Genomic DNA, 15,621 nt, shown 5'->3' on the forward strand with positions numbered 1-15,621 from the left:
TAAATCAAAAACTATAGAAAGATGTATTGTATTCTCTACTCACTTTTTGAAAAAGTTGCAAGTCCGATAACTGACAATAAGAGAGAAATTCCTGAAATACTTAGAATAATAGAAATCATGTTATTCTCACCAGTGGCTGGTAATTGTTTTCCTTCTTTGTTGACTGTAGCTAAAAGCACTTGTTGACTACTTCCAGCTAGTGTTTTATTCTCATGCTTAGCTTCTATATTGGAATGATGTATTGCAATTGATGTAGCTTTCTCAATTTTATCATTGCTAATTGAAGGCTTGATAGTTGAGACTTGTCTATTGTGACTTACTAATTTAACAGGTTTCACTTGAGAAACTGGTTTAGTTGGAATAACTGGTTTAATCGTTACAACTGGTTTAGTTGGAATAACTGGCTTAATCGTTACAACTGGTTTAGTTGGAATAACTGGGTTAACCGATGCAACTGCTTTAGTTGGAATAACTGGCTTGATCGTTACAACTGGTTTAGCTGGAATAACTGGATTAATCGTTACAACTGGTTTAGCTGGAATAACTGGGTTAATCGTTACAACTGGTTTAGTTGGATTAGCTGGTTTAATCGTTACAACTGGTTTAGCTGGAATAACTGGTTTAATCGTTACAACTGGTTTAGTTGGATTAGCTGGTTTAATCGTTACAACTGGTTTAGCTGGAATAACTGGTTTAATCGTTACAACTGGTTTAGTTGGAATAACCGGCTTAACTGGTGCAACTGGTTTGATTGGAATCTCTACTTTATTAGCCTTAAGTTTTACAGCCGTCTCTTTTAGAGCATTGATTACTGCATTAATTTCTTCTTGACTAGCTTCTGCATTTTCCAAAAGTAGCTTAGCTTTGTTGAAAATAAGATTATATGCATCTTTCTCCTCTTTGCTAGCTGCCAAAAATCTTGGATCTTTGTCTTGGAACTTCACTTCATCCACGATAACATTTTTTAAGCTCATGAAATCTGTTTCTTTCCCATTCAGCTGGTCTTGTGCTTTCAAGAAAGCGGTCAATAGACGGTCGATTTCATCTTGAGTTATCAAATCTTTTGTAATTAATAATGCCAAGAGTTTAAATTCACGATCATATTGACCTTTGCGTTCTTGATCAGAATTTATATATTTACCTTTTTTAACTGTCTCAGCATATGCTTTAATAGCATTCTTCAATGATGTGATATCAGATTCCTTACCATCCAATGTTTGCATAGCAGACTCTAAAGCCTTAACAATTTGGTCAATTTTATCTTGGTTAAGTTTACTTCCCAATGCTAGTTGCGCATCTTTGACACTTTGATCAAAAATTTCTTTTAACTTCTGTTTTGTATTATAATATCTCGGAGTTTTAACTACTTCCATTTGTTTATTTAAAGCTGCAATCAGAGCTAACTTAGAAACAACTGAAAGTGACAAAACATTATTTTTACCAAACAGAACTTTAAATGGTTGAAGATTATCAAGTAATTCATAACCGTTTGATAGATTTACAAGAACTTTATACTCACCAGTAACTACTTTCTTACCATAAGAATGTTTACCATATGTTTCAGCTGGCAAGACTTGACTCTGACCGTCTTCACCTACTAAAGTAATCGTTGTAGTTCCAGGAACAGCTTGATTAAATCCAACCGTTACTGGGGCATATTTCATTTTGTTAGCCAAGAAGGTAATAGTTTGAAAACTATTTTCTTTCGTTAAATCAAATTCCTTAGATAGAGCACTCACAAATTTCAACTCTGTACGGTCATAGCTAAAAATTTCCGCAACATAATGCCCAAATTTCAAGAAATTAATATCTTTTGACTTATCAACAGTTACATATTGTCCTTCGCTATTTTTAATGCGATAAACATAAGTTGTATCAATCTCATCGTTGGTTTTATTGTTTAGTATAGCAATTTTTACACGACCACTATTTTCTTCACCTACAAGATCTTTGAGAGATATAAAATCTACATTTCCCGCAAAGTCTTCTACATAATAGAAGATTTTCGATTTATCAACGTTCTTAGGAAGTGTATAACTACCATCTTCATTTTGTTTGATAATTTGATACTGTTCGATTTCTGAATCTGTCGCCTCTCTATTTTCAGAAGGACGAATATAAAAGACTTTTTCTAGAAGAATTCCACCATTTCCTACATCCTGAGGTTTGCGAGCTATAAATTGTTCTTGTTCTTCTTGAGAACGAATATATCCCGAAGTAATCAGAGGTTTTTGTGTGTCGATTTGAATTTTAAATATTGTGTATTGTTCCTCAGCTCCAGGGACATCTGGCTTATAACTAATAACATAGTCATAAATTCCATCAGAGACTCGATTTCCATTAGAATCCTGTCCTCCCCAAGCTGTTTTATCTACAATGTAACTTCTTGGATTTCTAGTATCACCATCAAAATAATTTTTTACAAGGTCTGTTGGACGACTTTGCCAAATAGGTTGACTGTGTGTTGTATCCGAAGAATCATAAACTGTTGCACGAAGATTTACCAAATTTCTATAGACAAGAGTTTTAAATTGAACAGAATCTTTATTACCATCCTCATTTGGCGAGATAGCAAGGCGGATGTTCCCCTTTTCATCTAATTGAAGATGGTATTTTCCTTCAGCATCTTGTTTCACTCCGAGTACAGTCACTCGATTTCCTTGACGCTCTGCTTTTAAAACATTTACATCATTTTCAGAACTTGTTAAATAAGTTGCATCGTCTGAAGGTGAAATCCCTGGATTATCTTTATCAATTTCAGAGTAAAATCCACTGTTTCCTTCCTTAATCAATTGATAAATTGGTTTTTCAATTGCAGGTAGATTCTGGAATTCTCCCTTAAATCCCATAAATGGTAAACCAATAACAGAACCATCATCTGCAGGATTGACAAATCTAACAAATCCTTCTAGAAAATATCCATTTGGCATTATTTTGCTAAGTTCTTCAGTAAACTTACTTGTATCTACACTAACTGTTACTGTCTTCGTACTATGAGCTTTCACAGTTACTTCAGGCCAAACTGTTTCAGTTAGTTTTCGTGGACGGAGAGTGAATTTCCCTTCGGCAACTTCGTCCGTATTTGTATTTACAATCATCTTCAATGTTTGGTCTTTATCCGAAATATTATGAATTGTAACTTCAAAGGTAAATTTATCACCAACATTGCCAAAAGTAACACTTGGATAGTTATTTGTACCTGTTACAAATAAATCTGTGCTTGTTGCCGCCATCGTGTCAACTACGCCCGCACCTTGCTGACGTGGAGAAGTATAGGCTCCAGTTTGTTTATTAAAATGTGGTTTTGCAGTAGACATAATTAAAGCTTTTACAATCTCTGAAATTTGACTAGCTGATAATTCAGGATGTTTTTTCGCTAAATATTCTTTGACTAATGCTGCGACACCAGCTACATGAGGGGCCGCCATACTTGTTCCACTGATACTTCCATAGCTATTATCGTTAAATGATGAATAGATATTTCCACCAGGTGCAGTAACATCTGGTTTCAATTGTCCATCAGTTGTAACTCCCCAACTTGAAAAATCTGATAATTGGTCTGCAACGTCTGATTTACGATTATCCATCTTGTGATTAAAGACAATTTTATACTGACCAGACTTAAGAATTTCACCATAATGTTTTGAAATAAAGACAGATGGGATTTTCTTAGCATCACCTGTAACAGACATACTAACATTTGCACCTTCAACGTTGTTATAAATTAAAACTCCAGCTGCACCGTGTTTAAGAGCATTTTTAATCTTATCAGAAAAATGAATTTTACCACGTTGAATCAGTGCTAACTTGCCTCTTACATCAATATTAGCAAAATCTTCTTCACGACCAATACCCGCTGCTACATATTCGTATTCTTTCCCTTTTTCAAAATCTTTTTCTGTTTCAGGTCTATTAAAATCAAACTTACCATAATCAAGGGTAGCGTCATTTTCTAAACCTTTTACTTCAAAGACTTCAGTAGTTAGAATTTTATTATTAATCGAAGCAACAGAAATTGAATCTTCCACTGTAGAGGGATTTCCGACGAGACCATAATCAGGATTTGCTGCCAATGGTTGTGAAAAACCTCTACCGAAAGTATTACTATTACCAGCAGCAATAACAACAGATACTCCTTTAGCACGTGCTCTTTTTACTGCATCAATGATATCTGAACCTGCATCTACCGTTGAACCCGCACCTGCACCCAAACTCATATTGATCACATCTGCACCTAATGCAACAGCATCATCAATAGCTTTTACATAGAGGGCAGAGGCTGTAGTTTTATTTCTGTCTGAAAAAACTCTCATAAACATAATTTGAGCTTCTGGCGCCACCCCATAAACCTTCTCAGAATTTGGGGCTTTATTAACAGGATTTCCAGCTACAATCCCAGTAACATGCATTCCATGAGACTCTTTTTCAGCCTCTTTTATATTATCAGTTCCATCAAAGTAATCATAAGCATATACTACTTTATCACTGTACCATTTCCCATAGTCAATACCAGCAGCCTTTTTAGCTTTTTCGATATCATCCTGATTTTTAAATTTCGCCTTTGACGGATCAGAAATACGCAAAACCTCATGATTCAAATCAAGACCTGAATCTATAACAGCGACTACAGTTCCTTGTCCTTTATGTCCTGCTTCCCAGGTTTTAGGGACAGTAATAATTTCATTACTGGAGATACTGTTTGGCTTTTCTTTCTGTCCAGCTTGAGATAACGACTGTGATTGGATGCTTTCCGAAGAAGAATTACTTTTCACTGCTGATTCTTCCTTCTTCTCCTCACTTTTTATAGCAGTCGTTTCTTTCTGTGTGGTTACATTCTTGTCTGACTTATTATCTCTATATTCTATAGAATCATCTTGTTTTAACGACTCTGTCACTTCTGTTTTTTCCTTCGAAGAAGAATTTAGAGCATTCTTGTCAGCCGTGACTGGCGGTGCGAGCTTATTTGAATCATCTAATTTATTAGTCGTTACATCATGTGTAACTTGATTGGATGCTTCAAATTTTCCCTCATCGGCACTAACCTGTGCGAAAGCAAATCCGAATGCAAAGACCGTTAGCAGAAAAATCGTTGCTACTTGGTACTTTTTATGACAAAAATCTTTGCAATCTCCCATAAAATCACTCCTTTTTATTTAAATTAAAAGTATTATATACCAAATTATCAGAAAATTCTATCAAAAACTTATTTTGTAACAAAATTGTAATATTAACCAATCCTATCATGAGATTTAAACATAAAAAAATTTAGCCTCGATTAATACAAGACTAAATTTATTTATTGAAAAAATACTTACTATGGAATTAGTTATTCAGCAAAAATCTTACTGATCACGATCATAGAATAGTTCATGTGATTTCAATCGTGAATTAAGCATTTCAGGAACTGTGACAAAGTGATATCCTTGCTCTTTTAGATAATCTATAATCTTTGGTAAAGCATTCACTGTTTCAGCATGAATATCATGCATTAAGATAATCGAACCATTACGAACTTGACGTTGAATCTCTGTCAAAATAGATGCTTCATTTTTACTCTTCCAGTCCAGACTATCGACATCCCACATAATAAAGCTCAAATCGAGGCTATTGCGAATGTCGTCTGTAATGGCTCCATAAGGGGGGCGCATAAGTTTGGAGCTAGACCCCAACACTTTAGTTAGCGCATCTTCAGTATCAGTAATCTGTTTTTTAGCTTCATCAAGCGAAAGTTTTGAAAGCACTGGATGACTCCAACTATGGTTTCCAATGACATGGCCATCTGCTTTCATGCGTTTCAATATCTCTTCATTGCCAGAAACATTCTTACCTAAAACAAAGAAAGTTGCCTTGATACCATACTTAGAAAGTGTATCTAATGCTTGATTTGTCGTCGCAGGATTTGGTCCATCATCAAAAGTTAAAGCTACTACTTTTTGATTTTTCTTTTCATAATAAGCCTTATAAAGTTCGGCATCCTTATCTAATAAATAAGAGGATTGTACTACATCAAAGAAACTGGATACTGGCAAGGCAATCTCATCTATATTTTCCACTGCCTGGCTTGGGTAAAGGATAATTTGACTATCCTTGTAATCAAAATTCCATGCAGACAAATCTTGATCAGAAAAGCTTTTAACAAGCTGATCAATCTTTCCTTGTTCTAATTTCTTATCCTTTAAGAAAGATGTGAGTTCTTTTAGCAATATTTCCTTTGCCTTACTAGAATCTGAAAATAATTGATCCAGGGTAAATAATTTACCATCCTCAGTCAAATATACTTTTCCAAAAGAAGTTTTCTCTGTCTCCTCTACCTTAGAATTAGACAAATCATAGATTTGCTTGCTTATACTGTGTGTGATAATTCCCTTTAAAACTGAATCTAGTTTCTCTGTATAATAAAAAACAAGGTTATCTTTATCTTCTAATTTATCTTTAATATCCTGATTAATCTTATCTTTTATTGAAGGAATAAGCTCATTTCCTTGGAGGGGATAATAAACAATAATCTCAGCCTGGCCCTTTTTAAAGCTTTCCTTCTGACTTCCTTCGTTGAAAAGTTGATCTTTTTCATTTTTAATGGTTTGGATAGTTTCGTCAAAGGTATATTTTTGGAAAATCTTATAGCCGATTGCACCGCCTAGGAGAATCATCGCCAATCCCAAAATTCCTACAAAAACGAGTAAAATACTTCTCTTTTTAGCGTGACTACTACGCTTTGTTCTATTTTTCTTCATATTTACATGATATCAAAACCAAGCATTAATTTCAATGATAAACAAGCAATCTCACGACTTTTGAGCAGATAAAAAAGCTTAGAATGAACTAAGCTTTTTAGAAACGAATCGTCTCACGTGTTTTCTCATAAGAAGATACAAAACGGTTTGTAACACCAGGCTCTGCAACTTCCAAAGCTTGCGAAATCTTATCAAATGAAGCATGATAATCAAATTCTTTTTCAAAAATTTCTAGTGATTCATTAAAGGCTTCTTGAATTCGTTCATCAAATGAGCGGTAACGGTTCGAATACTGTAGCAATTGTTCTGTCAATGTTGCATATTGAACAATATTATATGTTTCTGCTTCGAGTGCTTCCATGTCATTTGTTGCAATTTCAAGAATTCGATTTACTGATTCAACATCAACGAGTTCTTGCTCTAACTCTGACATTAATTCTTCTGTGTTATGACTCGCAGTGAAGAAGATTTTCAAGAAACTTTGTGGAATCCCTGGTAAATTTCTCTTTTCCATATAACGTTTGATCGTATGCAAGCGATTCACATAAACATTTGCTTTTTGACGAGCATTAATGTCATCTTTTTCAACCTGCGCAAGACGTTGGCTAACAGAAATCTGTTCATCTTCAATCTCTTTAAGTTGGCTTTGGAGAGCTTCTAATTGCTCCTCCAAAACAGAATATGCTTGAGTTGGTTCTGACTGATCTTCAATAACATCCAGAATTGCAGTCTCAAGAGCAGATAAATCAGCTTGAATACGACGAACATGACTCGCATCTGTTTCTGGCAGAAGATAAGTCTGGCTCAAACGTTCAAGATCCTGAACAAGGACTTTATTATTTTCCTTTACATGATTGAGATAGGTTGGAAGTGTTGAAAGAAGACTTTCAACAACTTTCTGAGCAGCAATTTCACGAGTAAAAATATCGTAAAGTGAATTAATTTCTTCTTGAATTTGAGTATTTTCATACTCTGCATTATCCAATTCCAATTGACGAATATTTTCTTGATTCTTTTTCAAGGATTCATACAAGAGTTGGAAACGTGACTCGATATCTGTTTCTGTGAAATGGTAATTAGCATCTAATAATTTACGGTAACCTTCTTCCAAATCCACTAACTGATCAGGTAAAGTACTTGTTAGAGTTGTTACAAGACCTGGAACACGGTCAACAATATGTGTTAAAGCAAGAATATGATTTTCAGTAGCATCCAGAATAGCTGCTGCTTCAACTGGGTCTCCCGAAGAATTCAAGGTAACAAATTGAGAGAATTCAGATTGAATGTTTTCCAATTGCTTCTCAATTTCTTGAAGAGCTTGTCCATATTTCTCTGAATCTTCTTCGACAGTATTTTGAAGCGATTCAAACAAATCTAAAGCATGTAAAACACGTCCACTGTTTTTAGACTCTTGTTTTTCAAGTTCAGATAAGGCATTACGAATTGATGTAATATCTTCTTCAATCAAATCAATTTGACTTTCAATTTGATCAATCTTATGTGTTGCTTTAAAGAAACGGAAAGAATTATTATAACTTTCTGCCTCGAAGATGTTATTTTCAATATCAGCGAACGAATTCAAAGATAAGTCTACCCATTTTTGATTCCATTCACGAAAGGCCACTTGGCTTTGACCAATCAAATGCATATTTTTTACTGCTTCGACCTCATCATTAACAGGAAGATTATAGAGCTGTTCTTTTCTTTCTTCAAGACCTGTTAATCTACTTACGTTTCGCTTGCGTAGAAAAATAGCTGCCACATAAGCCAGAATCAAAATGACTGCAATCGCAACCATTAGATAAATTAGTTGTCCATTAGACATATTAAACTCCTTTTATACTAGAAACAATCGTAATGATTATATCATATTTTTTAAACCATGGGAACCATTTCCCATTTTTTAGACGTCAAGTGTACTATAGACAGCATTTTCTTCGATAAACTCACGACGAGGCTCTACTCGATCCCCCATCAACATATCAAAGATTTTATCTGCTTCTGCAGCATCATCCACAGAAACTCTAGCCATCAAACGGTGTTCGGGATCCATAGTTGTTTCCCACAACTGGTGATCATCCATCTCACCCAAACCTTTATAACGCTGAATGGTTGGTTTGGCACGACCCTCACTGTGGCGTGCTAAGGCTTCTTGGAGTTTAATTTCTTGATCTGCCCCTGGCTGGATATATTCTTTAATCTCGCTTCCAACCTTGACACCATAGATTGGTGGTTGGGCGATATAAACATAACCAGCTTCTAGAATTGGTTTCATATAACGATAAATCAAGGTTAAAAGAAGGGTACGAATGTGAGCACCATCGACATCGGCATCGGTCATCAAAACGAGTTTTTGGTAACGGGCTTTTGAAACATCAAATTCTGCACCAAATCCTGTTCCCATCGCTGTGAAAAGACTGCGAATTTCTTCGTTAGCTAGAATCTTATCCATACTTGCCTTTTCAACGTTCAAAATCTTACCGCGAATCGGAAGGATTGCCTGAAATTCACGGTTACGACCAGATTTGGCTGACCCACCAGCTGAGTCTCCTTCGACGATGAAGAGTTCTGTCTCTGCAGGATTGTTAGAAGAACAGTCCGCCAGTTTTCCTGGAAGGTTAGAAATTTCCAAACCAGATTTTTTACGGGTAACTTCACGCGCACGCTTGGCAGCCACACGAGCCTTCGCAGCCAAAATACCTTTTTCCACGATACGTTTAGCAATCTGTGGATTTTCCATGAGGAAATCAGAAAAGGCATCACTGAAGAGACGATTGGTAATCTTGACCACTTCGCTATTCCCCAGTTTTGTCTTGGTCTGTCCTTCAAACTGTGGATTTGGGTGTTTAACTGAGATAACTGCAGTTAATCCTTCGCGGACATCTTCCCCTGTTAAGTTGTCTTCATTGTCTTTCAGTAACTTACTCTTACGAGCATAATCATTGATAACACGTGTCAAGGCTGTACGGAAACCTTGTTCATGCGTTCCACCTTCATGGGTATGAATATTATTGGCGAAACTCATGACATTTTCATGGTAACCTGTTGTGTACTGCATGGCTACTTCGACTGTGATATCATCCATCTCACCGTCTGTATAGATTGGTGTATCAAAGATTACATCCTTGTTCTCGTTGATATATTCAACGTAGCTAGCAATCCCACCTTCATAATGGTAATGCTTGGTTTGTTCCAAACCTTCACGCTTATCTGTGATAGAGATTTGAAGACCACGATTTAGAAAGGCTAACTCTTGAATCCGTTTATTTAATTTATCGAAATCAAAGGTTGTTGTTTCAGTAAAGATTTCTGGGTCCGGTGTGAAGTGAACTGTTGTTCCAGTCTTATCCGTATCTCCAACCACCTCAAGGTCTGCGACAACATGACCACGACGGTATTCTTGGTAATGAATCTTACCATTTTTGTGGACATGAACATCTAATTGAGTTGAAAGGGCGTTAACAACTGAGGACCCTACTCCGTGAAGACCACCTGAGACCTTATATCCGCCACCGCCAAACTTTCCTCCAGCGTGAAGAACAGTAAAGACAGTCTCAACGGCAGGCCGACCTGTTTTTTCCTGAATATCGACTGGGATACCACGCCCATCATCTACAACAGTAATCGAATCATCTGGCTCAATAAAGACTTGAATATGGCTGGCAAATCCTGCCAAGGCCTCATCAATTGAGTTATCAACAATTTCCCAGACTAGATGGTGAAGACCTTCTTTTGAGGTTGATCCGATATACATCCCTGGACGCATACGAACAGCCTCTAGGCCCTCTAAAACTTGAATTTGACTGGCATCATAATCTTGTGCCTGCAGATTTTTAATTTCTTCTGTCATCTTATTCCTTTTTCTTACATGTCTAATACTTGTCTTAAATTCACGATACTAGTAAACAAATGGGTAGCTAGTCCTGCAGCTTGCCCGGCTTCGATATCAATCGGTCGATCACCAATTACAAGACCAGAGCTAATCTGATAATTTTCTCTTAAATACATCATGGACTCAGGATCTGGTTTTCTCTTAAAGCCTGAGTTAGAAGTCACCACTTCTGTAAAATAAACCGCTATAGAGGTTTTTTCTAAAATTTCCAAGACCTGGTCATTTCGATGAGAGACTAAAAAATGACGCCCACCTTGATTTGAAATGTCTTCCAATAAGTCAGAAACTCCATCAAACAAAATCGGATGTTCTAGCTCTCTGGCTTCATTTTCCTTGTACTTTTCTAAAAAATGCTCTAAGTTGGGAGCGAATGTCTCAATCGCAAAATCAGTAGAAACCTTTAAAGCCTGATAGACACTGTCATGGTCTTGTGTGATACCATACAGCGCTAAAGTTTCAACAAATGCAGCTGTTGAAGTTTCATAATTATCCAGTAAAGTTCCACCTAAATCCCAGATGTAATCGTGATATTTCATACCCTTCATTATAGCATTTTTTTATGAAAAAAGCGATGATTTCCTAGATTTTTCCAAGTAAAAAAACGAGAGAACAACTCCCGTTTTACTGTTTTTTACCAAATACATCTCGATAGAGCATTCCTGTTCGTAAACTCTCTGCGTCTCCTCCTAATTGCTCCACCAACTCGTAGGCAAAAGCAAGGGCTGTTGAAGGGCCTCGACTGGTTGTCAAATGACCATCTACCACTACTGTTTCCTTGACGTAGTGACCATCAAGGATTTGCTCTTGAACGCCGTCATAGCAAGTGTACTGCTTATTTTTCAATAGCCCTGCTTGATTGAGGGCAATTGGCGCAGCACAAATGGCTGCCAGTTTTTTCCCTTCTCGTTCGAAGCTTTGCAATTCTTTCATCAAGGCCTGATTATCACGTAAATGTGCAGAACCAGGCATCCCTCCAGGGAGAACAATCATATCATAGGCTGATAAATCTCCATCAAAGACACGATCTGCTCTTACTTGGATTGCATGCGAACCCATCACTTGCTCTTCAAAACCAACCATATCACAAGTGATATTGGCACGACGCAAGACATCTACAACTGTCAAAGCTTCAATTTCCTCAAAACCCTGAGCTAACATAACTGCTACTTTAACCATGATTTTCTCCTTATTTGATTCGTTTTAATACAACTTTTTTTCGCTTGAATGGAACATTTCCACTCTTTTCTTCAGCTAAATTTGTCTGGTAACTCATAGATAAAAGCAAGCCAACGCCAATTAAGTTACTAATAATAGCCGACCCCCCTTGAGAAATGAAAGGCAATGGAATCCCAGTCAAGGGAAGTAAGCCTGTAACAGCACCGATATTTTCAAAGATATGAAAGAGTAGCATCATGATAAAGCCAGTCGAAATATAGGTATAGAACTGGTTATTCGATTTTAGTGTTATCTTTAGCATACGATAGATGAGAAGCAGATATAAAGCGATAACAAAAACAGAACCGATAAAACCAAAGTCTTCAGCAATAACAGTGAAAATCATGTCTGACTCTCGAACCGGAATCAGAAGATTCGATACATTGAATCCTTGACCAAACAAACCACCACTACCAATCGCAATCTGCCCTTGAGCCTGCTGATAAGTAGTTGTTTGGGCAAAGTCAAAAGGATTAAGCCAAGCTAGAATTCGATTAATTTGATAGGTTGGCATCCCAATCTGATGTAAGAAGGCACGTCCATCCTTACTCAAAAAAATTGTAAGAAAGCCGACTACACCAATAACTCCTGTTGCAAAAACTGGGATAATAATTTTCCAAGAAACTCCTGATAATAAAACGATTCCTGAAAAGATAGCCACAAAAACCAAGGCTGTACCCAAGTCACTCTGAAGAGCTAAGAGAACTAGAATCGGAATAGTAAAAACAATCATCCAGCCTATCAATAGAAAATCCAAAGGAATTGTGCGTCGCCATTCCTTATGTTTTTGAGTAAATTGGACAATAATTCTTGCCAAAATCAAGATATAAGAAATTTTCATAAACTCTGAAGGTTGGAAGAGTGTTGCGCCCCCAATGGATACCCAGTTCTTAGCCCCAGTTGAAGCTACAAGACTTGGATTATAAAAAACCAGTGGTAAGACCATCAAAGCTAAACCAAGAACATATAGATAAGGGGTAATTTTCCAGAGAAATTCTGTATTAAAGAGCATGACCACAAAACCAATCACAAGCCCCAAGGCAATCCAGGCAACCTGCTGCCCTAAAATGGGTAAAATATTGTTCGGATAATCATGACTAACAGCTATATAAATAGTCACCACACCGATAACCAGTAGGAAAAATACTGGCAGGAGCAAACTATAATCGACTCTAGAGTCGAGAGAACGTTTCATATATTCACCTTTTCTCTTTCTTAGATTTTTCATTTTTGTTGTTTTGGAGGAAATCAATAACAGCAGAGGTAATCTGTTTCCTATTCACCTCTCTGATAGTTCTTTCCTTCGCTAAAGCTTGTCTAATCTGTTTACCATATCGTTTATGAACAACTCGACTATCCAGTATCACAGCAATGGAAGCTTGTTCCTCTTTTCTAATTGTTCTACCCAAAGCCTGTTTGAGACGAATAATGGCCATTGGCAACTGATAATCATAGAAAGGATTCTTCCCTTCCTGACGCAATTCATGATTTAATTTTCGTGTCAAAGGTTCTTGGGGATTTTGGAAAGGCAAGCGAGGAATTACTTGAATAACACAAGGATGGGTAGAAAAATCAACTCCCTCCCAGAAACTTCCTGTTCCAAGTAAGATTTGTCGCTCTCCTTTTTCAAAACGTTTCTTCAGTTGACTGGGTTCTCCATTTTTATATTGGGCTAAATGAGGATGGTCTAGTAAATCTGACACTGCTAACAGTAATTCTTTAGACGTAAATAAAACAAGCAAAGGCTCTTGAAACGCCTGTAAGGAATGGATAACTGATGTAACCTCTTCTGCATAATCTAAAGGAGAATGTTCAGTTACTAACGGAAAATCATTTACTAATAAAATTTCTTGTTGCTTCTGTTGTAAAGATTCAACTGTAATAAGTGGAGCTTCAGTAAATCCTAATAAATCCGCTAAAGAAACTCTATTACTGATTTCAAGAGTGGCAGATACGCCAAGCACTCTGCAATCTTCTGGCAATAAATCTGCTAGTAGCAAGCGACCTTTTTTACTTGAACAAATTAAAACATCCTTACTTGACTTCTCAGCTGTTGCCAGCCAAAATTCACGGTCCGATGTAAAAAAGCGCGTCATATCTCTATACTCGGGAAGATTTAACTCAGAAAAATGCTGGCGTAAGTTTTCAAGAGAATCCAACCACTTGTCATTCTTAAGTCCTGAGTAAAACTGATTTATCAAATAGCGACATTCAAACCCAATACTCTCAAGCAACCGTCTCTGAATAAGATCTTTTTCTGTTTCCAAGGACTTTTCAACTTGTGTTACTAAATTATCGAGAAGATAAGACTCTTGGGCGAGGTTTTCAAGAGCAATCAGCATTTTTTGAGCTTCATCTATGATTACCAAGCGATTGTTGACAAACTCTGGATCGTCCTCTAAACGTGTTACCAAATAAGCGTGATTGGTTAACAAAAGGCGACTCGATTTAGCCCTATCTTGACTGCGTTTCCAGAAGTCCTCAGAAATAAATAAACTTTTTTTTGAAAGTTTTCCATCATGTACAAATTCAGGTATAAAATGTTGATAACGATACAGCTGCCCGATTTCATCTAAGTCACCTGTTTCTGTCTCTGTTAACCAAATCAATACTTGCATTTTAAAGCGTGTGAATAGGCGGTTAGACTCTGGCCTATGAAGTACTTTATAAAAATTATCGAGTTTCAAATAATTTTGAGGTCCCTTAAGACTATGAATATCAATATGAAAAGTATCTTTTAATCGACTTCCTTCTTCTTGCATAATTTGATTTTGAAGGATTTTGGTAGGAACACTAACAAGGATGCCACTTTCACTTTCCATGCTCAAAGCTGGCAGTAGGTAACCATAAGTCTTTCCAAGTCCCGTTTGGGCTTGAATAAATGCGGTTTTCTGTTCCTTTAATAACTGCTCAACTTTTTCTGCAAATTCAACTTGCTGAGGACGTTCATCCAAGTCTAATAAGGAAATATTTTTAGTAAAATCCTTAGATAGCTTACGTGGTTTTAAAGACTGACTTTTCTTTCTTAGAAAGAGTCCATGGAACTCCATCAAATCGTGAGAAGAAAGGAGGGACTGTCGCTGATATACTTCTTCAATCACTAAATAAGTTTCATAAAGGAGGTTATCCGCAAGATTTAACAACGTTTCTAAAAGTTCTTTTGGTAACTGAAAAAGTTTTTGACGCATAAAAAGCAAAAGCTCTGCTGTTGCTTGTGCATCAGAGAGAGCGGTGTGGGCGTGGTCTAACTTAATCCTTAACTCTTGACAGAGAATGCCGAGATTGTACTTTTCAAACTGAGGGTACAAAACCTGTGCTAACTCAACGGTATCCACTCGTGGAGTTCTCAATTCATAACCTTCAAAAAATAAATACTCTGCCAGAAGATTTGCATCAAACTGTACATTGTGCGCAACAAAAACACCATCCTTGACCAGTTCAAAAATCCTTCCAGCTACCTGTGAAAACTCTGGAGCAACTGCCAACCGTTGATCAGTCAAACCTGTTAATTCTTTTATATGAGAATCCAAGGGCTCATGGGGATTGACATCAGTCCCATACTGATCGACGATTTCGCCATTTTCAATCACCACAATACCCACTTGAATAATTTTTGCCTTGCTTCCGGTGCTAGTGGCCTCTAAATCAACAACCACATACCGCTCAGTTCTCGAATTCATCATTAAAAATTATATCAAAAAAAGCCCTGTTTGACACCCCTCAACTTCGATAGAAAAATCTCTTTGCTTGAAAAAATTTTTATAAAATGTTTGAATAGTA

At 36.7% G+C, this 15,621-nt stretch carries 8 protein-coding genes; all 8 read right to left on the bottom strand.

From position 1 onward, the window contains the following. Positions 1 to 35: 35 nt before the first annotated feature. The 8 genes from FBF73_RS04130 to FBF73_RS04165 all read right to left on the bottom strand — a co-directional run bounded on the left by FBF73_RS04130 (position 36) and on the right by FBF73_RS04165 (position 15,521). Positions 36 to 5,135: a S8 family serine peptidase gene (locus FBF73_RS04130; RefSeq protein ID WP_136937060.1), complete on the bottom strand. Its 5,100-nt coding sequence runs from the start codon at positions 5,133 to 5,135 to the stop codon at positions 36 to 38. Positions 5,136 to 5,342: 207 nt separating this feature from the next. Then, entirely contained in the window at positions 5,343 to 6,734 is a 1,392-nt protein-coding gene (pgdA, locus tag FBF73_RS04135) for a peptidoglycan-N-acetylglucosamine deacetylase PgdA (protein WP_136937061.1), read from the bottom strand. 97 nt (positions 6,735 to 6,831) lie between these two features. Then, positions 6,832 to 8,559, bottom strand: a complete 1,728-nt coding sequence (gene ezrA / locus FBF73_RS04140; RefSeq protein WP_136937062.1) for a septation ring formation regulator EzrA — start codon at positions 8,557 to 8,559, stop codon at positions 6,832 to 6,834. A 78-nt stretch (positions 8,560 to 8,637) separates the two neighbouring features. Beyond that, positions 8,638 to 10,584 carry a DNA topoisomerase (ATP-hydrolyzing) subunit B gene (gene gyrB, locus FBF73_RS04145; RefSeq protein WP_136937063.1) on the bottom strand — a complete coding sequence of 649 codons (1,947 nt, stop codon included), beginning with the start codon at positions 10,582 to 10,584 and terminating at the stop codon, positions 8,638 to 8,640. A gap of 14 nt (positions 10,585 to 10,598) precedes the next feature. Beyond that, positions 10,599 to 11,162 carry an HAD family hydrolase gene (locus tag FBF73_RS04150; RefSeq protein WP_169435170.1) on the bottom strand — a complete coding sequence of 188 codons (564 nt, stop codon included), beginning with the start codon at positions 11,160 to 11,162 and terminating at the stop codon, positions 10,599 to 10,601. 85 nt (positions 11,163 to 11,247) lie between these two features. Then, positions 11,248 to 11,802 carry a DJ-1 family glyoxalase III gene (locus tag FBF73_RS04155; protein WP_136937064.1) on the bottom strand — a complete coding sequence of 185 codons (555 nt, stop codon included), beginning with the start codon at positions 11,800 to 11,802 and terminating at the stop codon, positions 11,248 to 11,250. A gap of 10 nt (positions 11,803 to 11,812) precedes the next feature. Further along, positions 11,813 to 13,036: an FtsW/RodA/SpoVE family cell cycle protein gene (locus tag FBF73_RS04160; RefSeq protein ID WP_136937065.1), complete on the bottom strand. Its 1,224-nt coding sequence runs from the start codon at positions 13,034 to 13,036 to the stop codon at positions 11,813 to 11,815. Positions 13,037 to 13,040: 4 nt separating this feature from the next. Continuing rightward, a complete protein-coding gene (locus tag FBF73_RS04165; protein ID WP_419991805.1) occupies positions 13,041 to 15,521 on the bottom strand; it encodes a bifunctional DnaQ family exonuclease/ATP-dependent helicase in 2,481 nt (826 codons plus the stop codon). Positions 15,522 to 15,621 lie beyond the last annotated feature (100 nt).

This window comes from Streptococcus mitis, assembly GCF_005144795.1.
Lineage (GTDB): Bacteria > Bacillota > Bacilli > Lactobacillales > Streptococcaceae > Streptococcus > Streptococcus mitis_BB.